The organism is Ruegeria sp. BC6 (assembly GCF_056539185.1).
The window spans coordinates 1,167,712-1,190,600 of record NZ_JBQFUM010000001.1 but is presented as its reverse complement, the minus strand read 5'-3'; the positions used below and the strand labels follow the sequence as shown (position 1 = coordinate 1,190,600).

Below are 22,889 nucleotides of genomic sequence, written 5' to 3'. Positions count from 1 at the left end.
AGGGCCGCCCGATGCCCGGTTACTGGGCGTAACCGATTGATTTCAGGGCTTCGGTGATTTCGTCCAGAATGGCCGGATCGTCGATCGTGGCAGGCATTTTGTAGTCTTTGCCATCGGCGATCGACACCATCGTTCCACGCAGGATCTTGCCAGACCGTGTCTTTGGCAGACGATCCACTACGACGGCCAGTTTGAATGCCGCAACGGGCCCGATTTTGTCGCGCACCATCTGCACAACCTCTTTCGCGATCTCGGCATGGTCACGATTGCAGCCTGCGTTCAGGCACAGGAAGCCAACCGGGGCCTGACCCTTCAACTGGTCAGATACACCGATGACTGCGCATTCGGCCACATCGGGATGGGCTGCCAGAACCTCCTCCATCGCGCCGGTGGACAGGCGGTGGCCGGCCACGTTGATCACGTCATCGGTGCGGGCCATGATGTAGAGGTACCCGTCCTCGTCGATCATCCCGGCATCGCCGGTTTCATAATAGCCGGGGAAATGCTCGAGATAGGATTTCTTGAACCGCTCCTCGGCATTCCACAGGGTCGGCAGCGTGCCCGGAGGCAGGGGCAGCTTGACCGCGATCGCGCCCAACTCGCCCGGTTTCATCGGGTGGCCGCCTTCGTCCAGGATCTGCACGTCATAGCCGGGCATCGGCTTGGCGGGCGAGCCCAGCTTGATCGGCAGTTCCTCGATCCCCAGCGGGTTGCCGGCGATGGTCCAGCCGGTTTCGGTCTGCCACCAGTGGTCGACGACCGGAACCTTCAGCGCGTCCTGTGCCCAGGTGATCGTGTCCGGGTCGGCGCGTTCACCGGCTAGGAACAGGGCCTTGAGGCAGGACAGGTCGTATTTCGCCAGCATTTCGCCCTTGGGGTCCTCGCGCTTGACCGCGCGGATCGCCGTTGGGGCGGTGAAAAAGCTTTTGACCTTGTGCTCGGATATCACCCGCCAGAAGGTGCCCGCGTCGGGGGTGCCGACGGGTTTGCCCTCGAACACGATGGTGGTGTTGCCCTGGATCAGCGGACCATAGCAGATGTAGGAATGCCCCACGACCCAGCCCACATCCGAGGCCGCCCAGAACACGTCGCCGGGATCGACGTTGTAGATGTTCTTCATCGTCCAGTTCAGAGCTACAAGGTGCCCCGCCGTGGGCCGTACGACGCCCTTGGGCGCGCCCGTGGTGCCCGAGGTGTAGAGGATATAGGCCGGATCGTTGCCTTCGACCGGGACACATTCGGCCGGCTCAACGCCGTACTGGAAGCCGTGCCAGTTGTAGTCACGCCCCTCGACCAGCTTGGCCACTTCCTGTTCGCGCTGGAAGATCACGCAGAACTCGGGCTTGTGTTCGGCCATGTCGATGGCACCGTCGAGCAGCGGCTTGTAATGCACCACGCGACCGGGTTCTAGCCCGCAGGACGCCGCGATGATCGCCTTGGGTTTGGCGTCGTCGATCCGCACCGCCAGTTCGTTGCTGGCAAACCCGCCAAAGACCACCGAATGCACCGCGCCCAGCCGCGCGCAGGCCAGCATCGCCTCGAGCGCCTCGGGGATCATCGGCATGTAGATGATGACGCGGTCGCCCTTTTCGATCCCCTTGGCGCGCAGCGCGCCGGCCAGGGTCGCCACGCGATTGCGTAGCTCCATGTAGGAGATTTCGCGCTTGGTGTGGGTGATCGGGCTGTCATAGATGATGGCGGTTTGCTCGCCCCGGCCGTTTTCCACATGGCGGTCCACGGCGTTCCAGCAGGTGTTCACCTTGGCATCGCAGAACCATTCATAGAGAGGGGCGTTGTCGTCAAACAGGGCCTTGCTTGGCGGTTGGAACCAGTCGATCCCCTTGGCCGCGTCCATCCAGAAAGCCTCTGGATCTTTTTGCCAGCTCTCGTAAACGTCCTGGTATGCCATGGGTCCTCCTCCCAAAAATTTCTCGCATTGTGTTAGGCGCGGACGGCTGACCGGGCAAGCGGTGCGCGTGACGGCGCGTCAGTTTATCGCGAAATATTTGCAGAACTGCCCCATTTGTCTTGCAAAGTTTTGCAAATGATCCTTGTTTTCGCGCCTGAATGGGAAATTTTGGCAGAACTTGCAAATTCGCAAAGCGTCCGGTGCAAAAGTGGCTTTGTCAGATTCGGATCAGGTCGCTGTTCCCGCATATCGGGGCAGACTGTCTTGGATGTTCAGCCAATGCAGATGCTCGGCGTGAAAAACGTGAAACCGGGGCGCGGCATCCTCGGGGTTGTCCAACGTGGCGGTGTAGAGGTGAATATTCACCCGGTCGCGGGCATTGCGGTATGCCATCGGCGTGCCGCAGGTCCCGCAGAACAGGCGTTCGACATCCTTAGACGAGTTATACACGCGCGGCGCATCCCCCGACCACGTTACCGAGCCGTGGGGCAGCCCGATGAACGCAGTGACCGGGGCGGCGCAGTTGCGACGGCAATCCGCGCAATGACAGTAGCAGCTCCAGGCGATCTCGGCATCGCTGGCCCATCGCACGGCGCCGCAGTGGCAGTGACCTTTCATGATGACCTCCCTCGGCAGGGCGGCCAGACCGGTCAGGCCGCCGTGTTCAACCGTAATGCGCGACGGGCGTTCCGGCAATTGCCGCCATGTTCAGCAGCCCGCGCGCGGTGATCGAGGGTGTCACGATATGTGCCTTGTTGCCCATGCCCATCAGGATGGGGCCGACCTCGATGCCGTCGGCCTTCATCTTCAGAATGTTGCGCACGCCGCTGGCCGCGTCCGCATGGGCAAAGATCAGAACGTTGGCGGCCCCCTCGAGGCGTGAATTGGGGAAAATCCGCTCGCGCAGTTCGGGGTCCAGGGCCACGTCCAGGTTCATTTCGCCTTCATAGATGAAGTCGCGGGGCTTGCTGTCCAGAATCGCAATCGCTTCGCGAAGGCGTTTGCCGGACCCCTCGGCCTGATTGCCGAACTGCGATTGCGAGCAGAACGCGATCTTTGGCGCCAGACCGAAACGCCGGACATGGCGCGCGGCACCGACGGTGATCTCAGCCAGTTCTTCCGGGCTGGGCAATTGCCGGACATGAGTGTCGGCGATGAACAGCGGGCCGTCTTCAAGGATCATGAGGGACAATGCGCCATGCGGGCGCAGGTCGCCGTCATTCAGCACCTGCTCAACATAGTTCAGGTGCCACCGATACTCGCCAAAGGTGCCGCAGATCATGCTGTCGGCTTCACCCCTGTGCACCATGATTGCGCCGATCGCGGTGGAATTGGTCCGCATGATCGCCTTGGCCAGATCAGGCGTTACCCCCCGACGCTGCATGATTTGGTGGTACGAGTTCCAATAGTCATAATAACGAGGGTCGTTTTCCGGGTTCACGATCTGGAAGTCCTGCCCGGGGCGGACCGACAGGCCCAGACGTTCGCAGCGCGCCTCGATCACCTCGGGACGGCCAATCAGGATCGGGGTTTCGGTGGTTTCCTCAAGAATCGCCTGAGCGGCGCGCAGCACGCGTTCGTCTTCGCCTTCGGCAAAGACGATGCGGCGCGAGGCAGCGGCGGCGGCCTCGAAGACGGGGCGCATCAGTAGGGCGGACTTGAAGACTGTCTGGTTCAGCTTTTCCTTGTAAGCTTCGATGTCCTCGATCGGGCGTCTGGCCACGCCGCTTTCCATCGCGGCCCGGGCCACGGCCGAGGATACCACACCCACCAGCCGCGGATCGAACGGCTTGGGGATCAGGTAGTCTGGGCCGAAGGTCAGCTGTTCGCCCTTGTAGGCGGCCGCGGCCTCGGCGCTGGTGGTGGCGCGGGCCATTTCGGCGATGCCTTCAACGCAGGCGATCTGCATGGCATCGTTGATCTCGGTCGCACCCACGTCCAGCGCACCGCGGAAGATGAACGGGAAACACAGGACGTTGTTCACCTGGTTCGGAAAGTCGCTGCGCCCGGTGGCGATGATCGCGTCGGGGGCCACTTCACGCGCGGCGTCGGGCAGGATCTCCGGGGTCGGGTTCGCAAGGGCAAAGATGATCGGCTGTTTGGCCATGCGCGCGACCATCTCGGGCTTGAGCACGTTCGGCCCGCTGAGGCCCAGAAACAGGTCGGCCCCGTCGATCACCTGATCCAGCGTGCGCAGGTCGGTTTTCTGGGCGAATTGGTCCTTGTGCGGGTTCATGTCTTCGACGCGACCCTCATAGACCAGCCCGTGAATGTCGCAAAGCCAGATGTTCTCGCGCTTGACGCCCAGCTTGACCAGCATGTTCAGGCAGGCGATCCCAGCCGCACCGCCGCCGGTGGACACGACCTTGATGTCCTCGAACCGCTTGCCGGCCACGTGCAGCGCGTTGCGCGCAGCGGCCCCCACCACGATGGCGGTGCCGTGTTGGTCATCGTGGAAGACCGGAATGTTCATCCGCTCGCGGCACAGTTTCTCGACGACAAAGCAGTCGGGCGCCTTGATGTCCTCGAGGTTGATCGCGCCGAAGGTCGGCTCCAGCGCGCAAACGATATCGGCCAGCTTCTCGGGATCGGGTTCGTTCACCTCGATGTCGAAACAGTCGATGCCCGCGAATTTCTTGAACAGGACGGCCTTGCCCTCCATCACCGGCTTGGAGGCCATTGCGCCGATATTGCCCAGCCCCAGCACCGCGGTGCCATTCGAAACCACCGCCACCAGATTGCCGCGCGCGGTATACATCTCGGCGGTCGCCGGGTCATTTTTGATTTCCAGACTGGCCTCGGCCACGCCGGGCGAATAGGCGCGCGCAAGGTCGCGCCCGTTGGCCATGGGTTTGGTCGCCTTGATCTCCAGTTTCCCAGGCTTTGGATGCGCGTGGTAATCAAGTGCGGCCTGGCGCAGGCTGGGTGTGTCGGACATGTCAAAACTTCCCGTTTGGAATTTAGTTTAGTGCTAAACTATTTCTTACGCGGGGGAAACCTCGAAATCGCGTGACGGCGGATCCGACCCCGACTTGCAAATCCCCCAACGGCCCCTCACAGTCCCGCGCAGAGGAGACCAGCATGACCGACACCATAGCCGAATTCCGCATTCCGACCCAAGAGTTGCGAGACGACATTCCGTTCTACACCAAGGTTCTGGGCATGCGGATGGACATGATCTATCCGGCGGATGACCCTCGGGTCGCGGTGTTTTCGGGGCATGGCTTGCGCCTGCGGGTGGAAAAGGACGCGCCCGAGGCGCCGGGCACCTTGCGCATCCTCACCGATGACCCGGACGGGTTTGCCGGCGGTCAGCGCAGCCTGGTCGCCCCCAACGGCACCCGCATCGAGATCGAAGAGCGCAACCCGCCCCTGGTGATGCCCGAGACGGTTCATTCCTTCGTCGTCCGCAGGCTCAAGGATCAGGCGCCCTGGATCATCGGGCGCGCGGGCATGCACTACCGCGATCTGGTGCCCGACCGGCTGGGCGGGTCGATCATCGCCAGCCACATCCGCATTCCCGACGGCGGCCCGGTCCCGGACATGGTGCATTTCCACAAGGTCGGGTTCCAGCTGATCTTCTGCATCCATGGCTGGGTGGATGTGGTCTATGAGGATCAGGGGGACAAGATGCGCCTGACGGCTGGCGACTGTTTCATTCAGCCACCCGAAATCCGGCACCGCGTGCTCGAGGCGTCGGACAACGTGCAGGTGATCGAAATCGGCGTTCCGGCCGAACATGTCACCGAGATCGACCACGAAATGCAGCTGCCCACGCCGCATTACCGCCCCGAGCGGGAATGGCAGGGCCAGCGGTTCGTCTACAACCGGGCCGAAGGGGCAGCGTGGCAGCCGTTCCGCCTGCCGGGCTATCAATACCGCGACACGACGATTGCCAAAAACACCAAGGGCGTGGCGGGCGTTCAGGTGGTGCGCCGGGGGCAGGGCGACCCGGTCTGGGCCAGCCATGATGCCGATATCCACTTTACCTTCGTGATGAACGGGACCGTCACCCTGGAAGGTGAAGGCCGTGATCCGTTTCGCCTGGAGCAGGGCGATGCCTTTGTCATCCCGCCCGGAATGCGCACGCGGCTGGCCGACCCCAGCGACGATGTCGAACTGCTCGAGGTCACGCTGCCGGGGTATTTCAAGACCGATCTGGGCTGACGCGCGGGCGCGCCGAGATTCCCGTGCAGAGGGGGCTTCAATTCCCCCGCGGATTTCCAGTAGGGTATGGCATTCTGACCAGATGATCAAAAATCGGGGAATCGCCATGTCGTTGAAAGAAGCAGCCCTCAAGGTGCGTGAAAACGCGTATGCGCCCTATTCGAATTTCAAGGTAGGCGCCGCGCTCCGCACACCGTCGGGCGAAGTGTTCGCGGGCTGCAACGTGGAAAACGTGGCCTATCCCGAAGGAACCTGCGCCGAGGCCGGTGCGATCGCCGCGATGGTCGCCGCCGGAGAAAACAAGCTGGCCGAGGTCTATGTGGTGGCCTCCAGCCCGCAACCGGTGCCGCCCTGCGGCGGGTGCCGGCAGAAACTGGCCGAGTTCGGAGACAAGGACGTGGTGGTCACCATGGCGACGGTGGACGGGATTGAGACCCGCACGACCATCGGCGAGCTGCTGCCCGGCGCCTTCGACGCCTCGTTCATGTAAGGGCCGCGCCCATGGACGCCCGTTCGATTATCGCGAAACTGCGCCGCCGCGAGGTGCCGGATTCCGGCGAACTGGCGTGGTTCGCCCAGGGTCTGGCCGATGGCAGCGTCAGCGACGCCCAGGCCGGAGCCTTTGCCATGGCCGTCTGCATGGGCGGGCTGGGTCCCGAAGGCCGCGCCGCGCTGACGCTGGCCATGCGCGACAGCGGTGAGGTTTTGACCTGGGATCTGGACGGTCCGGTGATCGACAAGCATTCGACCGGCGGGGTGGGGGATTGCGTCAGCCTCGTGCTGGCCCCGGCGCTGGCGGAATGCGGGGCCTATGTGCCGATGATCTCGGGCCGCGGTCTGGGCCATACCGGCGGGACGCTCGACAAGCTCGAGGCGATCCCCGGCGTGTCGACCCAGATCAGCCAGGACCGTTTGGCCCAGATCCTGGCCGAGACCGGCGCTGCCATCGTTGGCGCGACGGCACAGATCGCTCCGGCGGACAAACGGCTCTATGCGATCCGCGACGTGACCGCCACGGTCGAAAGCCTCGATCTGATCACCGCCTCGATCCTGTCCAAGAAACTGGCGGCCAGCCCGGATGCGCTGGTGCTGGACGTCAAGGTCGGCAGCGGGGCTTTCATGAAAACGCTGGGCGAGGCGCGCAAACTGGCGCAGGCCCTGACGGAAACGGCCAATACGGCCGGCTGCCGGACCTCGGCCCTGATCACCGACATGAATCAGCCGCTGGCGCCCGCCTTGGGCAACGCCCTGGAAATCGCCGAGGTGATGAAAGTGCTGACCGGTGGGCAACCCTCGCCCCTGGCCGAGATTTCGGCCGAGCTCGGCGGCGTTCTGCTTTCTGACGCAGGTATGGTCGGCGACGCGCGGGCCGGGCGGGACATGATCGCCGAGGTGATCCGCGATGGCCGTGCGGCCGAACGGTTCGGACGGATGATGGCCGCGGTGGGCGGGCCGCTGGGGCTGGTCGATGATTGGGCGCGCTACTTGCCCGAGGCCAGCGTGATTCTTGAGGTCGCGGCGCAGGACGAAGGCTATGTCACCGCGATGGATGGCGAGGCTCTGGGCCTTGCCGTCGTGGCGCTGGGCGGTGGCCGGCAGGTGGAAAGCGATGTGATCGACCCGGCAGTGGGCCTGTCGGGGCTGGTTCGGCTAGGCGACAAGGTCTCGGCCGGGACGCCGCTGGCCGTCGTCCATGCCGCGCGCGAGGACGCCGCGCAGCGGGCCGCGCAAGCCGTGCGTGCCGCGATCACCATCGGCCCGGCGCCCGTTCCGGTGCCGGAGCTGGTACACGAAAGGATCCTCGCATGAGCCGCGCGTTTCTTGTGGTGATGGATTCGGTGGGTATCGGTGGCGCGCCGGATGCCGACCGGTTCTTCAACGGCGACGTGCCGGACACGGGCGCCAACACGGTGGCCCATATCGCGCAGGCCTGCGCTGAAGGGCGGGCCGAGGATGGCCGGTCCGGGCCGTTGCGCCTGCCCAACCTCGATGCGCTGGGGCTTGGCGCGGCGGTACGACTAGCTTCGGGCGCGGATGCGCCGGGGTTGGGGGCCGACCCGGCCGGACTGTGGGGTTGCGCGCGCGAGCATTCGCCGGGCAAGGACACGCCTTCGGGTCATTGGGAATTGGCCGGGCTGCCGGTGCCGTGGGACTGGCACTATTTCCCCGACACGGTCCCCGCGTTCCCTGATGATTTGACCCGCGCCGCCGCGCAGGCCGCAGGTACCGAGGGCATTTTGGGCAATTGCCACGCCTCGGGTACCACGATCATTGCCGAACTGGGTGCTGAACACATGCGCACGGGTTGGCCGATCTGCTATACCTCGGCTGACAGCGTGTTCCAGATTGCCGCACACGAGGAGACGTTCGGGCTGGAGCGCCTGTACCAGATGTGCCGGAGCCTGGCCCCCATGCTGCACGAGATGAAGGTGGGCCGGGTGATCGCGCGCCCCTTCGTGGGATCGCCCGAACAGGGGTTTGTCCGCACCACCAACCGCAAGGATTTCGCCATCACGCCGCCCGCGCCGGTGCTGACCAACTGGGCGCAGGATGCCGGACGCAAGGTGCATGGCGTGGGCAAGATCGGCGACATCTTCTCGATGCAGGGGATCGACACGCTGGAAAAGGGCTCGGACGCCGATCTGATGGGTCACCTCTCGCGCCTTGTCGACAGCGCCGAGGACGGCAGCCTGACATTCGCAAATTTCGTCGAGTTTGACAGCCAGTACGGCCACCGGCGCGACATCTCTGGCTATGCCCGCGCACTGGAATGGTTCGACGCCGAGATCGGGCGTATCCTGCCCCGGCTGCGCCCGGGCGACCTGTTTCTTCTGACTGCCGATCACGGCAACGACCCAAGCTGGATCGGCACCGACCACACCCGCGAGCAGGTGCCGGTGCTGATCGCCGGTCTGGGGGCCGGGCAGATCGGGCAGGTCAATTTCGCCGACGTGGCCGCCAGCATCGCCCATCACTTGAATATTCCGGCGCAAGGGCCGGGAAGGACCTTTCTATGACCCTCGCAGACCTGCCCAAGATCGAACTGCACCTGCATCACGAAGGCGCGGCCCCGCCCGCCTTCATCCGCCAGCTGGCGCATGAAAAGAAGGTTGACCTGAGCGGCATCTTCAAGCCCGACGGCAGCTATGACTTCCGCGATTTCGCGCATTTCCTCAGCGTCTACGAAGCCGCCTGCGAGGTGTTAAAAAACCCCGAGGATTTCCGCCGCCTGACGCTGGCGATCCTGGAAGAAAGTGCTGCGAACGGGGTGGTCTATTCCGAAACCTTCCTCAGCCCCGATTTCTGCGGCGGGGGTGATCTGCACGCGTGGCGCGAATATCTGGCCGCCATTCAGGACGCCGCCGACGAGGCCGAGCGCAGGTTCGACATCACCCTGCGCGGTGTGGTGACCTGCGTGCGCCATTTCGGGCCCGACAAGGCCAAGCGCAGCGCGCTGTGCGCCGCCGAAACCGCCAGTGACTGGATCACCGGGTTCGGTATGGGCGGGAACGAGGCCATGGGCCAGCAGGCCGATTTCAAATGGGCTTTCGACTGCGCGCGCGAGGCCGGATTGCGGCTGACCACCCATGCCGGCGAATTCGGCGGCCCCGAAAGCGTGCGCGATGCGGTGCGCGCGCTGGGGGTCGAACGTGTGGGCCATGGGGTTAGGGCCATCGAAGACCCCGATCTGGTACATGAACTGGCCGACCGGGGCGTCACGCTCGAGGTCTGCCCGGGCTCGAACGTGGTGCTGGGACTGTACCCCGATTTTGCGGCCCACCCGATTGCGCGGCTGCGCGAGGCAGGTGTGAAGGTCACGGTATCCACCGATGACCCGCCGTTTTTTCATACCACCATGCGCCGCGAATATGACATGCTGGCCCAGGCCTTCGGCTGGGACGCCAAGGATTTCGCCGCGCTGAACGACACCGCCCTGAACGCCGCATTCTGCGATGAAGAGACCCGCGCAAGGGTCAGAAAAAGACTGGAGAACACATGAGCGAACATCTGACCGTCGTCGACCACCCGCTGGTTCAGCACAAACTGACGCTCATGAGGGACAAGGGCACCTCGACCGCCTCGTTCCGGCAATTGCTGCGCGAGATCACGCTGCTGCTGGCCTATGAAGTCACGCGCGAGATGCCCCTGACCACGCGCCATATCGAGACTCCGATGGAGGAGATGGACGCGCCGATCCTGGCGGGCAAGAAACTGGCGCTGGTGTCGATCCTGCGTGCGGGCAACGGGATGCTGGACGGCGTTCTGGAACTGGTGCCCTCCGCCCGGGTCGGATTCGTGGGCCTGTATCGCGATGAAGAAACGCTGCAGCCGGTGCAGTACTACTACAAGGCCCCCGAAGGCCTTAAAGATCGGCTGGTGATTGCGGTTGACCCGATGCTGGCCACCGGCAACAGCTCGGCCGCTGCGATCGACCTTCTGAAACAGGCCGGTGCCACCGACATCCGGTTCCTGTGCCTGCTGGCCGCCCCCGAAGGCGTGGCCCGCATGAAAGAGGCGCATCCCGACGTCAAGATTGTGACTGCCGCACTGGACCGCGAGCTGAATTCCAAAGGCTACATCATGCCCGGTCTGGGCGATGCTGGAGACCGGATGTTCGGCACCAAATAGGCGCGCCTAGTCGCTGCAGATGTTCTGCAGCCGCACCCAGTCGCGGTCGGGCATAACCTGATCCAAAGGCTGACCCGCCATCGGGTCGGCCTCGATCAGACCCAGAACCGTTTCGCCCGTGATATCAACCGCATAGGCATATGGGGTTGAGGGCAAATTGGCGGACGCAAACGCCGCCAGCAGGTCGTCTTCCGGAACTGCGGGGCGGGGTTCGGCCAGAACCTGTTCGGTATAGGTGTCCACGATCTGGGGTGTCAGTTCGCCCGTCGTCAGCAGACGAAACGCTGCAGTGGGCCCAGTTTTGTCCAGGAGATCATCCAACGGATCATGCTGCCGGGCCCGCGTGCGTTCAGCTATCACGTAACCGGCGGCCACCGCTGGATCTTCACTGTCTTCAACCAGCGCTCGGTTCAGCAGCACGATCCCGCCGGGAAGTGACAGACTTTCCTGCACCCCGGCCGGCAACACAACGATCCGTCGCACACCTGTTCTCTGGGCCAGCTTCTGCAGCGCCGGCTGCGCGTCCGCCGAGGCGCAGGCCCGGCCCGAGACCCGTTCAATCCGTTGCAGAATCGTGTTCCCGATGTCCTGCCGTTTGATCTCGGGCACGACCTTTTCGACATGGCTTTGCAGGGCGCCGGGCAGCCAGAACAGCAAGATCGCCGCGACAGCCGCAACCACGCCGCCGACACTGGCCCACCGCAACCGCCCGGGATGCGGGCGCGCCCGTTCGATGGCGCGTTGCAAGCGGTCGATTGCCTCGATCATGGTGGATTCGGACTGCTCCAGCTCCAGTGTCTCGTCCGGATCGCCGTCGGGGTTGAATATCGCGGGGAACTTGCCCGGGTTCTGCCTTTCAAGTGCGGCAAGCGACCAGTGCGTCAGCGCGCGATCGTTGAAATCGGTGATGGTCAACGTCGCTTCGCCGATCGAAACAACCACTTCGCGCCGCTGCTCGTCGGGCGACGGGCGCCACAGACCGGTAGCCTCGATCCGCTGGTATTGTTTCAGTGCCGTCATTTCGATGAGGTCTGCTCGTTTTTTCTTTTGTCGATTTCTAACACGGAGAGATTAATCCGCGCAAACCTGTTGCGTGGTGATTTGGAAATGTGCTCGATAACTGGGACGCGCAGTTTCGGCCAAAGGGCCCGGAGGCCAAGGCCACATGCAGACAGCACATCCTTCTTCACCGGTTCTTGCATCGGTTCTGATGGTCTCGGCCATGGCAATCATCGGCGTCGTGGACAATTTCGTCATTCGGCTGGCCGAAACGATCGGTCTGTGGCAATTCCACCTTAGCCGGGCCGTGATGATGCTGCCTCTTATCGTGGGACTGTCGTTTCTGGGGTTTGGAGGGCTGCGACCTCAGAGGTTTTGGGCGGTCCTGCTGCGCAGTGTCCTGATCACCCTGGCGATGCTGTTCTATTTCAGCTCACTGGCTTTGATGCCAATTGCTCAGGCCCTTGCGGGGCTGTTCACATCACCGATCTTCGTTCTGTTGATTTCCGCGCTGTTGCTGGACCAGAAGATCGGCCCCTGGCGGGTCCTGGCTGTGCTTATCGGGTTTGTCGGAATCCTCTGTGTATTGCAGCCTGACCCCAATGCCTTTGATGCGACCAGCCTATTGCCGGTGGCTGGCGGCTTTTTCTATGCGCTCAGTGCGATTCTGACCCGAACGCATTGTGCAAACGAAAGCACCGTCGCCTTGCTGGCCGCGATGATTGTCACGCTTGGGCTGGCCGGCGCTCTTGGCCTCGCCGTGTTTTCGGTTTTGCCGGTGGTCGGGTCTGACGGCCCGGCTGGTTTTGTGACCCGGGGCTGGGTCTGGCCGATGGAGGCCGCTCTGCCTTGGGTCGCATTGCAGGCGGTTGGGTCCACGGCTGCGGTATTCATGCTGATCAAGGCCTACCAACTGGGCGAGCCGTCATATGTCGCGGTGTTCGAGTATTCGGTCATGATCTTCGGGCCGCTTTTTGCCTGGGTGGTGATGGGGCAGGGGATCGGACCGCTTCAGATTGCGGGCATCGCCCTGATCGCCGCGGCCGGTGCAGTTCTGGCGTGGCGGGCGAGCGTGGTTCCCCAACGGGAACCGGCGCAATGATTCTATCAACAGGGCGGTCCTACATCTTCATACATATTCCCAAGACCGGGGGAACATCGCTGGCGCTGGCGCTCGAGCAGCGGGCCATGAAGGACGATATCCTGGTGGGCGACACCCCCAAGGCGCAGCGCAGAAACAAACGCAACAGGTCACTGAAGACGGCGGGAAGGCTGTGGAAACACTCCCGGCTGACCGATTTGCGGGGGCTTTTGCCCGCCCAGCAGATGAAAGAGATGTTCGTGTTCACGCTGATCCGGAACCCGTGGGACCGGATGGTCAGCTATTACCACTGGCTGAGGGATCAGTCCTTTGATCACCCAGCAGTCCATCTGGCCGGGCGGCTGGATTTTGAGGCCTTTGTTCTGCACCCTAAAATCCAGCAGTCCTTTCGGGAAAACCCGTTCCCATCCTATGTCAGAGACGCCACCGGAACCGATCTTTGTCGCGCATACATTCGGATCGAAAGCTTTCAGCGGGATGCGGCCCCACTGTTCGATCATCTGGGGTTTCGTCTGGACCTTCCGCATGAAAACCGGTCAGCCCGGGGGGCGGAATACGCCAACTACTACTCGGTCCAGGCAAAAAAGGCTGTGTTTGACGCCTGTCGCGAAGACATAGAGAGATTCGAATATCGGTTCGAATAAGGCTGGTCGATTATTTCCCGAATTGCGCGAAACGCTGACAAATACAGGCTTTTGTTTATAAAAAAACGCGACTAATGGGGCGAAAAAGGCCCAAATTGGCCCTAAATATGGCAAAACTAAGTCACTCCCGAAAACTTCGTGCTAGCCCAATGGGATAGTTTGAAAGTGCCAAAAGGGGGTAGGCACGTGTTGGAAGTAGTGAGTGTTTCGGGGTTTTCCGAAAATAATATCCAGACCGTACCGGGTGACGCCGTTTCGGTCAGGCGCGGCGGATTGCTGCATGGGACGAAGGTTGCCACCACCAATGGCTGGAAACTGGCCGAGGCATTGGTCGCCGGGGATCTGGTCAGAACCATGGACAACGGGTTTCAGGAAGTGAAACGCGTGTCCCACGACAGAATAGCCGTACCAGCTGGCGAGATCCGACCAGATTTTCTGCCCGTGCGCGTGCCGTCCCGCGCGGCATATAACGGTCGTGCGGTCTGGCTGATGCCCGAGCAGGGAATGGCCGTAGCCTTGTCTTCTGATGTCAACATAGACGAGGGGCTGGCGATCATTCCGGCGCGTCTGCTGAGCGGGCACTTCAGCTTTTCCTCTCAGACACCGGCAGAGGAATTCCTGGTCATATCGCTGTTTTTCGAGCAGGACGAAGTGGTCTTCATCGAGGGTGGCTTTCAAGCCTTCTGTTCCTCGTGCCGCATCCGTTCGCTGTCTGGTCCGTCCCGACGGGCCTACGCGGTGCTGGAGGAATCCGAGGCGCAGAGCCTCGTCACATCTATCGCAGAGGCGGGCGAACTGTCGGCCCTTGCAAACCCGTTGGGTGCACTGCCTGCACCCATCCCGCAGGAACCGATCTTTCCGATCCGTCCCCCATCGGGGGTGCGGCGTCCGGGACGTCCGGGACGTCCGGGGCGGCCCAACGTGCCGGCTTTGTTTCTGCGGCCTGAATGGCAGACCTGACCAAACACTCTAAGAAAGATGCTGGCGCATGGGATCATGCGCCAGCATCACTTGTTCAGGCAGCTTTTGCTTCGGGGTCAAAGCGGCCGTAGAAGGTCTGACCTTTTTCGGCCATCTCGCGCAGCAGCGGCGGGCAGGCGAAGCGGTCACCGTACTTCTCCGACAGCTGGTCACAACGCTCGGCCGCGTAAGGCGCACCGATGATATCAAGCCAGCTGAACGGACCGCCCGACCAGGGCGCAAAGCCCCAGGCCAGGATGGCGCCGACATCGCCTTCGCGGATGTCTTCCAGAACACCTTCTTCAAGCGCGCGCACGGCTTCAAGAACCTGTGCGAACATCAGGCGTTCCTGTACCTCGATCAGGTCGGGCTGCTGCTCGGCCAGCGGATACTTGTCCTGCAGACCTTTCCAGTAGCCGATGCGCTTACCGTTTTCGTCGTAATCGAAGAACCCGGCCTTGGACTTGCGGCCCAGGCGACCCTGTTCTTCCATCCAGAAGATCAGATCGTCCGCCGGGCTTTCCGGGTAGGCGTCGCCCATTGCCGCCTTGGTCGCGCGTGCGATCTTGGCACCCAGGTCGATCGAAGTTTCGTCGGTCAGCTGAACCGGACCCACGGGGAAGCCCAGTTGACGGGCGGCATTGTCGACCAGAACCGGGCTGACGCCTTCGGTGATCATCCGCGCCCCTTCGTTGATGTAGGGGATGATGCAGCGGTTGCAGTAGAAGAACCGTGCGTCATTGACCACGATCGGCGTCTTGCGGATCTGGCGGACATAGTCCAGCGCCTTGGCTACGGCCCGGTCACCGGTTTCCTTGCCCTTGATGATCTCGACCAGGAACATCTTCTCGACCGGCGAGAAGAAGTGGATGCCGATGAACTGATCGGGCCGCTTGCTGGCCTTGGCCAGTTCGGTGATCGGCAGGGTCGAGGTGTTCGAGGCAAAGATGCAGTCCTCGGGGATGATCGCCTCGACCTTCTGGGTCATCTCGGCCTTGACCTTGGGATCTTCGAAAACTGCTTCGATGATCAGATCGCAGCCTGCCAGTTTCTCAAGATCCGGCGTGGCGGTGATGCGGGCCAGCATAGCCTCTTTCTTCTCGGCCGTGACCTTGCCACGTTTCATGCCCTTGTCCAGATAGGCTTCGGTATAGGCCTTGCCTTTGTCGGCAGCGGCCTGATCGCGGTCGATCAGCACGACCTCCATACCGGCCTGCGCCGAGACCAGCGCGATGCCCGCGCCCATCATGCCGGCACCCAGAACGCCGATTTTCTTGACCGACTGATCCGGGATGCCCTTGGGACGAACGGCGCCTTTTTCCAGCGCTTCCTTGTTCAGGAACAGCGACCGGATCATCGCGCCCGAGGACGGGTTCATCAGCACCGAGGTGAACCAGCGCGCCTCGATCTTCAGCGCGGTGTCGAAATCGACCAGTGCGCCTTCATAGACCGCGCTCAGCAGGGCTTTGGCCGCCGGGAAGGCGCCCTGGGTCTTGCCGTTTACCATGGCCGAGGCACCCACGAAGTTCATGAAGCCCGCAGGGTGATAGGGCGCACCGCCGGGCATCTTGTAGCCCTTCGCGTCCCACGGCTTGACCAGATCGGCCTCCTTGGCGTTCAGCACCCATTCCTTGGCCGCGGCCAGCGGATCGGCTGCGATCTCGTCGATGTAGCCTGCGCCCTTGGCCTTTTTAACGTCCAGCATCTTGCCTTCCAGCAGCAGCGGAGCCGCCGCGATGGCGCCCACCTTGCGGACCATACGCGTGGTGCCGCCCGCGCCGGGGAAGATGCCGACCATGATTTCCGGCAGGCCGTATTTGGCCTTGGGGTTCTCGGCGGCAAAGATGCGATGGGTCGCCAGCGGCAGCTCCATGCCGATGCCGGCGGCGGTGCCGGGCAGGGCGGCCGCGATCGGTTTGCCACCTTTCTTGGTCTTGGGGTCCATGCCGGCCAGCTCGATCTTGCGAAGCAGAGCGTGCATTTTCATCGTGCCTTCGAAAAGGCCCTTGGCCGGGTCGTCACCCGCCTGTTCCTTCATCACCGCCAGCAGATTCAGGTCCATGCCGCCGGCAAAGGATCCTTCCTTGCCGCTGGTGATTACGATGCCTTTGATCTCGTCATCGGCCAGGGCCTGATCGATGCAGTCGTTCAGTTCGGACAGGCCGTCGAACGACATCACGTTCATGGTCTTGCCAGGGACGTCCCAGGTGATGATGCCAACGCCGTCGGCGTCTTTGGTCAGTGTAAAATCAGCCATTTTTCTTCTCCTGATCCCCGCCGTTACACACGTTCGATGATGGTTGCCGCGCCCATGCCGGATGCGATGCACAAGGTGGCCAGACCGGTTTCCTTGTCCTGGCGCTCCAGCTCGTCCAGCAGGGTGCCGATGATGATCGCGCCGGTGGCGCCCAGCGGGTGGCCCATGGCGATCGAGCCGCCATTGACGTTGACCAGCGCCGGATCGACGTCAAACGCCTGCTGGAACCGCAGCACGACCGAGGCGAAGGCCTCGTTGACCTCGAACAGGTCCAGATCGCTGATCTTCATGCCGGTTTCGGCCAGGATCTTTTCGGTCACCGGAACCGGGCCGGTCAGCATGATGGTCGGGTCGGTGCCGATCTTGGCGGTGGCCTTGATGCGGGCGCGCGGCTTCAGACCGTATTTCTCGCCGAATTCCTTGTTGCCGATCAGAACGGCCGCCGCGCCATCCACGATGCCCGAGCTGTTGCCAGCGTGGTGGATGTGGTTGATCTTTTCCAGATGCGGGTATTTCAGCATCGCTACCTTGTCAAAACCGGGCATCTGCTCGCCCATCATCTGGAACGAGGGGTTCAGCGCGCCGAGGCTCTGCATGTCGGTGCCGGGGCGCATGTATTCGTCGCGGTCCAGAATAGTCAGGCCGTTGCGGTCCTTCACCGAGATCACCGACTTGGCAAAGCGGTTCTCTTCCCACGCCTTGGCCGCGCGCTTCTGAGACTCGACGGCCAGCGCGTCGGCATCGTCACGGCTGAAACCGTATTCGGTGGCGATGATGTCGGCCGAGATGCCCTGCGGGACGAAATAGGTCTCCATCGCCAGCGACGGGTCGACCGCGATGGCGGCGCCGTCGCTGCCCATGGGCACGCGGCCCATCATCTCGACGCCACCGGCGATATAGGCCTCGCCCGCGCCGCCTTTGACCTGGTTGGCGGCCAGGTTCACGGCCTCCATCCCGGAGGCGCAGAACCGGTTGATGGCCAGGCCGGGGATCGATTCATCCAGGTCCGAGGCCAGAACCGCGGATCGCGCCAGGCAGCCGCCCTGTTCCATTACCTGGGTGACGTTGCCCCAGATCACGTCCTCGACGGCGTGGCCTTCCAGGTTGTTGCGTTCCTTGATGGCGTTCAGGGCCACCGCCGACAGGCGCACCGAGGTCACCTCGTGCAGGCTGCCGTCCTTGCGGCCCTTGCCGCGCGGGGTGCGCAGGGCATCATAAATGTAAGCTTCGGTCATACTTCTCTCCTCAAGCTCGATCCGACGGATTGCCGGGCATCAGGTCATAGGGGTGTTTCCATCCGGGCTGCTCGGACAGGCGGGTCAGCCAGGCGTCGATATGGGGCCATTCGGCTCGGTCAAAGCCGAAGGGTTCGGGGTAATAGAGGTAGCCGCAGCAGCTGAGATCGGCGTTGGTCACGCTGTCGCCGACGATCCAGTCGCGGCCCTCAAGATGCGCGTTCAGCACCTGATAGGCGGCCTTCAGGCGGCCCTGGTTGAAGGCGATCACATCCGGGTTGCGGTGCTCTTCGGGCAGAAAGTTGATCAGGAACCGGGTCATGCCAGCCATCGAGCTGAACTTGTGGTTGTCCCACAGCACCCAGCGCAGGATGTCATAGGTCTCTTCCCGAGTATTTCCGCCGAATTTACCTGACTTTTCGGTGACATAGGCCTGAATCGCGCCCGACTGGCTGGTCCGGAAATCCCCGTCGATCAACACCGGCGCTTCGCCCATTTCGTTGACTTCGGCGCGGTATTCGGGGGTTCGGGTCTGGCCGTTGAAGAAATCGACAAAGACCGGCTCCCATTTCAGCCCCGACATCTCGAGCGCAAGGGCGGCCTTGTACGAGTTTCCGCTTTCTCCGAAGCAATGCAGTTTTATCGTCATGCACTCACCCCTCCCAAGGCGGTTTGTACGGTTTCGTCACGCACGTGTTTCGAGAAAGACCTGACCGCGGGCCGCAGCCGCGTTTGGACTTGTCTTGCTGAAAACACGCCGGCCGGGCGCCGGGGCCATTTAGCGTTTGCGCGCCTCAAGCTCGGAATTGAAGATGCGCAGCCGGTGGGTCAGGTTCTCCTCGTCGATCACGCTGTTGAAATTCTCGAACAGGAATGACAGCGCCTCTCCATCGTCCAGCCCGGCCTCGCGGGCAAACCCCTTGAGTTTTCGATACCCGTCCTCGGTCATGGCGACGGGAAAGCGGCGGGTCAGGCGAAAGCGTTTGGGCATGTCATCTCCTCCATGAGCGCTGGTTCCGGGCGGGGTCGCCCGGAACCAGACTGGGATCAGAAGTTCGCCGCGTCCAGTGCCATCACCGTGTCGGCGCCGGTCTGGATCCGAGCCAGGTGCATGCCCGTGGCCGGCAGACGGCGCGCCATGTAGTAGCGGCCGGTGGCGATCTTGGTCTCGTAGAAGTCCTTGTCGGACGCGCCGGCATCCAGCGCTTCCTGTGCAGCTTTGGCCATCTGCGCCCACATCAGGCCCAGGCAGACATGACCGAACATGTGCATGAAGTCATACGAACCCGACAGAGCGTTGTTCGGGTTGGTCATGCCGTTCTGCATGAAATACATGCCGGCGGCCTGCAGGTCTTTCGAGGCGGCCTTCAGCGGTTCGATGAACTCCTTGTCATAGGCTTCGTCCTTGCCGCTGTTTTCCTTGCAGAAGGTTTTGACCATGTCGAAGAAGGCCATGACATGCTTGCCGCCGTCCTGCGCCAGCTTGCGGCCGACCAGGTCCAGCGCCTGAACGCCGTTGGCTCCTTCGTAGATCATGGCGATGCGGGCGTCGCGGGTGTATTGCGACATGCCCCATTCCTCGATGTAGCCATGGCCGCCATAGACCTGCTGGGCCTGAACGGTCATGTCATAGCCCTCGTCGGTCAGGAAACCCTTGATGACCGGGGTCATCAGCGAGATCAGCCCGTCGGCGTCCTTGTCGCCTGCGCGGTGCGCCTTGTCGATCAGGGTCGCGCCCCACAGGATGAAGGCCCGCGCGCCTTCCACAAAGCTTTTCTGGTCCATCAGGCTGCGGCGGATGTCGGGATGTACGATCAGCGGATCGGCCGGGCCGTCGGGATTCTTGACGCCGGTCACGTCGCGGCCTTGCAGACGGTCCTTGGCGTATTCCAGCGCGTTCTGATAGGCGGCCTCGGCTTGAGACAGACCTTGCATGCCGACACCCAGACGCGCTTCGTTCATCATGGTGAACATGGCGCGCATGCCCTTGTGTTCCTGACCCAGCAGGTAACCGGTTGCGCCGTCATAGTTCATCACGCAGGTCGAGTTGCCGTGGATGCCCATCTTTTCTTCGATCTTGCCGACCGAAACACCATTGCGCTCGCCCAGGCTGCCGTCTTCGTTCACCAGGAACTTGGGGACGATGAACAACGACACGCCCTTGATGCCCTCGGGGCCGCCGGGGATCTTGGCCAGCACCAGGTGGATGATGTTGTCGGCCATGTCGTGATCGCCGGACGAGATAAAGATCTTCTGGCCGGTGATCTTGTAGCTGCCATCACCCTGCGGCTCGGCCTTGGTGCGCATCAGGCCCAGATCGGTGCCGCAATGCGGCTCGGTCAGGTTCATGGTGCCGGTCCATTCACAGCTGACCATCTTGGGCAGATATGTGTCTTTCTGCGCATCGGTACCATGCGCCAGGATGGCTGAGGCCGCGCCGTGGGTCAGGCCCTGATACATCGTGAAGGCCTGGTTCGCGGCCGAGAACATCTCGCCCACGGCCGTGCCAAGAACATAAGGCATGTTCTGGCCGCCATATTCCTCGGGCATATCCAGACCGGTCCAGCCGCCTTCCTTGACCTGCTCGAACGCGTCCTTGAACCCGGTTGGGGTGTAGACGACGCCGTTTTCCAGCCGGCAGCCTTCGGTGTCGCCGACCACGTTCAGCGGGTGCAGCAGGTTGACGGCGACCTTGCCGGCCTCTTCCAGAACGGCGCCCGTGAACTCGGGCTCCAGCTCATCGTAGCCCGGTATATCAGAGGTCGAGATTTTCAGAACGTCATGCAGAACGAATTGCGTGTCTTTGGTAGGCGCGTTGTAAACGGGCATTTGAAGCTCCCTTAATTCAGATGTCCGGGTGGCAGGCGGCGCGGAGTTACTCCGCCGCCTTCTTTTCCTGTTTCATCGAGGCGATGACCTTCTCGCCCCAGCGCAACTGCTCCTTCAGATCGTCAATGGCCTGAGTCAGTTCCTCGCGGCGGGATTCCATGTCCGCCAGACGCTCGCACGCGATTTCATAGGTGCGGGTCATCTGGGTCAGTTGCTGGTCGCCGACATGGTACAGATCCAGAAGCTGTCGAATCTCTTCCAGGCTGAAACCAAAGCGTTTGCCGCGCAGGATCAGCTTGAGCCGCGCCCTGTCACGTTTGGTGAACAGCCGTTTCTGGCCCTCACGGATCGGAAACAGAAGCTCTTTGGCTTCGTAGAACCGCAAGGTCCGCGGCGTGACGTCATAGGTCTCGCACATCTCGCGGATGGTCATAAGATCTTCGGTCATTGGTCACCCTCTCGTCGCTGGCGTCATGAGAAAGTTGCGCAGTCGATGGCCGCTTTACAACATGAGATTGACGTTTACGTAATCCAGACGCTGCGTCACAAAGAAATTGACGTAACTTCCGGTCGCGTAAAGCGACGGGTTGGCAATTTTCTTTCCGTTGGGTCAGCCAAATCCACTGTACCCGCGCGGTTCCAATCCGACGGGCAGGCGGCAGGGCGCCAGCCGAAAAATGCAGATTTCCGGTGTAATGAAGGATGGGTTTGGGGGGCTCGAACCAGCCGATTTAGGTCAGCGAGTTGGCCGTTTGATCGCGAAGGCGCTGCAACTCGTCCATGGCTTCGTCCAGTTGCTGACGCTGCAGACGCAGCTCTTCCATCTGGCGGTCGGCCATTTCGACAAAGGTGGCCATCTGGGCCTTGTTGCCTTGATCTTCGTAGATCAACAACCACTGCCGAATTTCCTCAAGTGGAAACCCGAACTTACGGCCACGCATGATCAGCTTCATCCGCGCACGCTCGCGCGGACCGTAAAACCGGGACCGTCCTTCCCGGTCTGGCTGCAGCAGCTCGATATACTCGTAGTAGCGCAGGGTGCGCGGAGTCACGTCGAACTCGGCGCACATCTCTTTGAATGACAAACGCTTGTCGGACATTCCTGTTCTCCTCGGTTGCAACCTAGGGCGTTGTGCGGACAAGCGCAACAGGCGGGCTTGCCCTTTGCGCGCAGAGCAGATCATAAAGGGGCAGGACAACAGGACTGAACCTCATGGTCGACAAGACAGTACTCGCCCGCCAGTTCATCGAGGCGATCCCCCATGCGCGGGCCCTGGGCCTGACGCTGACCCATATCGGCGAGGGTGAGGCCGAGATCACCATGCCTTACAACGAGGATCTGATCGGCGATCCCCGCACTGGCGTGATTCACGGCGGGGCTGTGTCGGCCAGCCTGGATACTTGCTGCGGGGCTGCGGTCATGAGCCATCCGGCGGCGCCGGGCGGCACAGCAACCATCGATCTGCGCATCGACTACATGCGCGCCGCAACGCCCGGCCAGACGATCACCACCCGCGCGACCTGCTATCACATCACGCGCAACGTAGCCTTCGTGCGCGCAACTGCCATGGACGACGATCAGGATCGCCCGGTGGCCACCGCCTCGGGCGCCTTCACAGTCGAGGGGAAGTGAGATGGCAAGACCCCGTCCCGAACCGATGCAGGTGGTGAAACAGCGCCGCGACGCGGCCCTCAAGGCGCTGGTCGAGGGGGTTCCGTATATCCGGTTCCTCAATATCAGCTTCGACCGGCGCGGAGACGAACTGACCGGAGTTCTGAATTTCGACGAAAAGCTGATCGGCAACCCGTTCCTGCCGGCGATTCATGGGGGCGTCACGGCGGCCTTTCTCGAGGTGACGGCGGTGATCACGCTCAGCTGGGAGCACCTGTTCCCGCGCATCGAAAGCGGTGAGATCGATGCCGAGGACATCATCTCCGATCACAGTATCCGCTTTCCCAAGACCATCGATTTCACGGTGGATTACCTGCGCTCGGGCCTGCCGCGCGATGCCTATGCACGCGCCTTCATCAGCCGGGCAGGGCGGCGGTATGCCTCGGTGCGCGTCGAGGCTTGGCAGGACAACCACGCCAAGCTGTTCGCACAGGCCACAGGGCATTTCCTGATGCCGCAAGAGCCTTCGGCCAAGGGCTGAGCAAA

22 protein-coding genes are annotated in these 22,889 nt (G+C 62.4%); 11 read left to right on the top strand and 11 right to left on the bottom strand.

What is annotated here, in order from left to right:
* Window positions 1-19: 19 nt before the first annotated feature.
* From prpE to ACR0MM_RS05940, 3 genes are all read right to left on the bottom strand, one after another.
* Entirely contained in the window at window positions 20-1,909 is a 1,890-nt protein-coding gene (gene prpE / locus ACR0MM_RS05950) for a propionate-CoA ligase PrpE (RefSeq protein WP_480694982.1), read from the bottom strand.
* Window positions 1,910-2,137: 228 nt separating this feature from the next.
* Entirely contained in the window at window positions 2,138-2,527 is a 390-nt protein-coding gene (locus ACR0MM_RS05945; protein ID WP_480694980.1) for a GFA family protein, read from the bottom strand.
* 46 nt (window positions 2,528-2,573) lie between these two features.
* Window positions 2,574-4,847 carry an NADP-dependent malic enzyme gene (locus ACR0MM_RS05940; protein WP_480694978.1) on the bottom strand — a complete coding sequence of 758 codons (2,274 nt, stop codon included), beginning with the start codon at window positions 4,845-4,847 and terminating at the stop codon, window positions 2,574-2,576.
* Window positions 4,848-4,990: 143 nt separating this feature from the next.
* Between ACR0MM_RS05940 and ACR0MM_RS05935 the strand changes: the two genes are divergently transcribed.
* From ACR0MM_RS05935 to upp, 6 genes are all read left to right on the top strand, one after another.
* A complete protein-coding gene (locus tag ACR0MM_RS05935; RefSeq protein WP_480694976.1) occupies window positions 4,991-6,076 on the top strand; it encodes a cupin domain-containing protein in 1,086 nt (361 codons plus the stop codon).
* 106 nt (window positions 6,077-6,182) lie between these two features.
* Complete coding sequence (locus ACR0MM_RS05930; RefSeq protein ID WP_170363036.1) at window positions 6,183-6,566, top strand: cytidine deaminase; 384 nt, start codon at window positions 6,183-6,185, stop codon at window positions 6,564-6,566.
* 11 nt (window positions 6,567-6,577) lie between these two features.
* On the top strand, window positions 6,578-7,885 hold the full coding sequence (locus ACR0MM_RS05925) for a thymidine phosphorylase (RefSeq protein ID WP_480694974.1): 1,308 nt from the start codon (window positions 6,578-6,580) through the stop codon (window positions 7,883-7,885).
* Entirely contained in the window at window positions 7,882-9,093 is a 1,212-nt protein-coding gene (locus ACR0MM_RS05920) for a phosphopentomutase (protein ID WP_480694972.1), read from the top strand. The genes ACR0MM_RS05925 and ACR0MM_RS05920 overlap by 4 nt, the downstream gene beginning before the upstream one ends.
* Window positions 9,090-10,076, top strand: a complete 987-nt coding sequence (locus ACR0MM_RS05915) for an adenosine deaminase (RefSeq protein ID WP_480694970.1) — start codon at window positions 9,090-9,092, stop codon at window positions 10,074-10,076. The genes ACR0MM_RS05920 and ACR0MM_RS05915 overlap by 4 nt, the downstream gene beginning before the upstream one ends.
* The gene (gene upp, locus ACR0MM_RS05910; protein ID WP_170522883.1) at window positions 10,073-10,705 is read left to right on the top strand and encodes a uracil phosphoribosyltransferase; all 633 of its coding nucleotides are present in this window, start codon (window positions 10,073-10,075) and stop codon (window positions 10,703-10,705) included. The genes ACR0MM_RS05915 and upp overlap by 4 nt, the downstream gene beginning before the upstream one ends.
* Window positions 10,706-10,711: 6 nt before the next feature.
* Here upp and ACR0MM_RS05905 read toward each other — a convergent pair whose 3' ends face one another.
* Window positions 10,712-11,725: a hypothetical protein gene (locus tag ACR0MM_RS05905; RefSeq protein WP_170338125.1), complete on the bottom strand. Its 1,014-nt coding sequence runs from the start codon at window positions 11,723-11,725 to the stop codon at window positions 10,712-10,714.
* Window positions 11,726-11,870: 145 nt separating this feature from the next.
* On the opposite strand from ACR0MM_RS05905, the gene ACR0MM_RS05900 reads away from it, so the two are divergent.
* The 3 genes from ACR0MM_RS05900 to ACR0MM_RS05890 all read left to right on the top strand — a co-directional run bounded on the left by ACR0MM_RS05900 (window position 11,871) and on the right by ACR0MM_RS05890 (window position 14,410).
* Window positions 11,871-12,806, top strand: coding sequence for a DMT family transporter (locus tag ACR0MM_RS05900; RefSeq protein ID WP_170338127.1), 936 nt, complete (start codon window positions 11,871-11,873; stop codon window positions 12,804-12,806).
* Entirely contained in the window at window positions 12,803-13,450 is a 648-nt protein-coding gene (locus tag ACR0MM_RS05895; protein WP_170366564.1) for a sulfotransferase family 2 domain-containing protein, read from the top strand. The genes ACR0MM_RS05900 and ACR0MM_RS05895 overlap by 4 nt, the downstream gene beginning before the upstream one ends.
* A 186-nt stretch (window positions 13,451-13,636) precedes the next feature.
* Window positions 13,637-14,410, top strand: a complete 774-nt coding sequence (locus ACR0MM_RS05890; protein ID WP_367647948.1) for a Hint domain-containing protein — start codon at window positions 13,637-13,639, stop codon at window positions 14,408-14,410.
* Between the two features lie 55 nt (window positions 14,411-14,465).
* Here ACR0MM_RS05890 and ACR0MM_RS05885 read toward each other — a convergent pair whose 3' ends face one another.
* From ACR0MM_RS05885 to ACR0MM_RS05855, 7 genes are all read right to left on the bottom strand, one after another.
* Window positions 14,466-16,667: a 3-hydroxyacyl-CoA dehydrogenase NAD-binding domain-containing protein gene (locus ACR0MM_RS05885; protein WP_480694968.1), complete on the bottom strand. Its 2,202-nt coding sequence runs from the start codon at window positions 16,665-16,667 to the stop codon at window positions 14,466-14,468.
* A gap of 23 nt (window positions 16,668-16,690) precedes the next feature.
* On the bottom strand, window positions 16,691-17,902 hold the full coding sequence (locus tag ACR0MM_RS05880; protein WP_170337662.1) for an acetyl-CoA C-acetyltransferase: 1,212 nt from the start codon (window positions 17,900-17,902) through the stop codon (window positions 16,691-16,693).
* Between the two features lie 10 nt (window positions 17,903-17,912).
* On the bottom strand, window positions 17,913-18,551 hold the full coding sequence (locus ACR0MM_RS05875) for a glutathione S-transferase family protein (protein WP_480694966.1): 639 nt from the start codon (window positions 18,549-18,551) through the stop codon (window positions 17,913-17,915).
* 129 nt (window positions 18,552-18,680) lie between these two features.
* Complete coding sequence (locus ACR0MM_RS05870; protein WP_480694964.1) at window positions 18,681-18,893, bottom strand: hypothetical protein; 213 nt, start codon at window positions 18,891-18,893, stop codon at window positions 18,681-18,683.
* 56 nt (window positions 18,894-18,949) lie between these two features.
* The gene (locus ACR0MM_RS05865; RefSeq protein ID WP_480694962.1) at window positions 18,950-20,731 is read right to left on the bottom strand and encodes an acyl-CoA dehydrogenase C-terminal domain-containing protein; all 1,782 of its coding nucleotides are present in this window, start codon (window positions 20,729-20,731) and stop codon (window positions 18,950-18,952) included.
* Between the two features lie 46 nt (window positions 20,732-20,777).
* A complete protein-coding gene (locus tag ACR0MM_RS05860) occupies window positions 20,778-21,179 on the bottom strand; it encodes a MerR family transcriptional regulator (RefSeq protein ID WP_170402010.1) in 402 nt (133 codons plus the stop codon).
* 283 nt (window positions 21,180-21,462) lie between these two features.
* Window positions 21,463-21,831, bottom strand: coding sequence for a MerR family transcriptional regulator (locus ACR0MM_RS05855; protein ID WP_480694960.1), 369 nt, complete (start codon window positions 21,829-21,831; stop codon window positions 21,463-21,465).
* Window positions 21,832-21,944: 113 nt separating this feature from the next.
* On the opposite strand from ACR0MM_RS05855, the gene ACR0MM_RS05850 reads away from it, so the two are divergent.
* Both ACR0MM_RS05850 and ACR0MM_RS05845 read left to right on the top strand, forming a co-directional pair.
* Window positions 21,945-22,364: a PaaI family thioesterase gene (locus tag ACR0MM_RS05850; protein ID WP_170358398.1), complete on the top strand. Its 420-nt coding sequence runs from the start codon at window positions 21,945-21,947 to the stop codon at window positions 22,362-22,364.
* A gap of 1 nt (window position 22,365) precedes the next feature.
* Window positions 22,366-22,884, top strand: coding sequence for a PaaI family thioesterase (locus tag ACR0MM_RS05845; protein WP_170337672.1), 519 nt, complete (start codon window positions 22,366-22,368; stop codon window positions 22,882-22,884).
* The last annotated feature ends 5 nt before the right edge of the window (window positions 22,885-22,889 follow it).

Coding starts and splice junctions, on each gene's coding strand:
- ACR0MM_RS05880 (WP_170337662.1), bottom strand. CDS start 17,902: ATGACCGAAGCTTACATTTATGATGCCCTGCGCACCCCGCGCGGCAAG.
- ACR0MM_RS05860 (WP_170402010.1), bottom strand. CDS start 21,179: ATGACCGAAGATCTTATGACCATCCGCGAGATGTGCGAGACCTATGAC.
- upp (WP_170522883.1), top strand. CDS start 10,073: ATGAGCGAACATCTGACCGTCGTCGACCACCCGCTGGTTCAGCACAAA.
- ACR0MM_RS05940 (WP_480694978.1), bottom strand. CDS start 4,847: ATGTCCGACACACCCAGCCTGCGCCAGGCCGCACTTGATTACCACGCG.
- ACR0MM_RS05915 (WP_480694970.1), top strand. CDS start 9,090: ATGACCCTCGCAGACCTGCCCAAGATCGAACTGCACCTGCATCACGAA.
- ACR0MM_RS05865 (WP_480694962.1), bottom strand. CDS start 20,731: ATGCCCGTTTACAACGCGCCTACCAAAGACACGCAATTCGTTCTGCAT.
- ACR0MM_RS05920 (WP_480694972.1), top strand. CDS start 7,882: ATGAGCCGCGCGTTTCTTGTGGTGATGGATTCGGTGGGTATCGGTGGC.
- ACR0MM_RS05925 (WP_480694974.1), top strand. CDS start 6,578: ATGGACGCCCGTTCGATTATCGCGAAACTGCGCCGCCGCGAGGTGCCG.
- ACR0MM_RS05845 (WP_170337672.1), top strand. CDS start 22,366: ATGGCAAGACCCCGTCCCGAACCGATGCAGGTGGTGAAACAGCGCCGC.
- ACR0MM_RS05870 (WP_480694964.1), bottom strand. CDS start 18,893: ATGCCCAAACGCTTTCGCCTGACCCGCCGCTTTCCCGTCGCCATGACC.
- ACR0MM_RS05935 (WP_480694976.1), top strand. CDS start 4,991: ATGACCGACACCATAGCCGAATTCCGCATTCCGACCCAAGAGTTGCGA.
- ACR0MM_RS05905 (WP_170338125.1), bottom strand. CDS start 11,725: ATGACGGCACTGAAACAATACCAGCGGATCGAGGCTACCGGTCTGTGG.
- ACR0MM_RS05900 (WP_170338127.1), top strand. CDS start 11,871: ATGCAGACAGCACATCCTTCTTCACCGGTTCTTGCATCGGTTCTGATG.
- prpE (WP_480694982.1), bottom strand. CDS start 1,909: ATGGCATACCAGGACGTTTACGAGAGCTGGCAAAAAGATCCAGAGGCT.
- ACR0MM_RS05875 (WP_480694966.1), bottom strand. CDS start 18,551: ATGACGATAAAACTGCATTGCTTCGGAGAAAGCGGAAACTCGTACAAG.
- ACR0MM_RS05850 (WP_170358398.1), top strand. CDS start 21,945: ATGGTCGACAAGACAGTACTCGCCCGCCAGTTCATCGAGGCGATCCCC.
- ACR0MM_RS05945 (WP_480694980.1), bottom strand. CDS start 2,527: ATGAAAGGTCACTGCCACTGCGGCGCCGTGCGATGGGCCAGCGATGCC.
- ACR0MM_RS05895 (WP_170366564.1), top strand. CDS start 12,803: ATGATTCTATCAACAGGGCGGTCCTACATCTTCATACATATTCCCAAG.
- ACR0MM_RS05930 (WP_170363036.1), top strand. CDS start 6,183: ATGTCGTTGAAAGAAGCAGCCCTCAAGGTGCGTGAAAACGCGTATGCG.
- ACR0MM_RS05855 (WP_480694960.1), bottom strand. CDS start 21,831: ATGTCCGACAAGCGTTTGTCATTCAAAGAGATGTGCGCCGAGTTCGAC.
- ACR0MM_RS05885 (WP_480694968.1), bottom strand. CDS start 16,667: ATGGCTGATTTTACACTGACCAAAGACGCCGACGGCGTTGGCATCATC.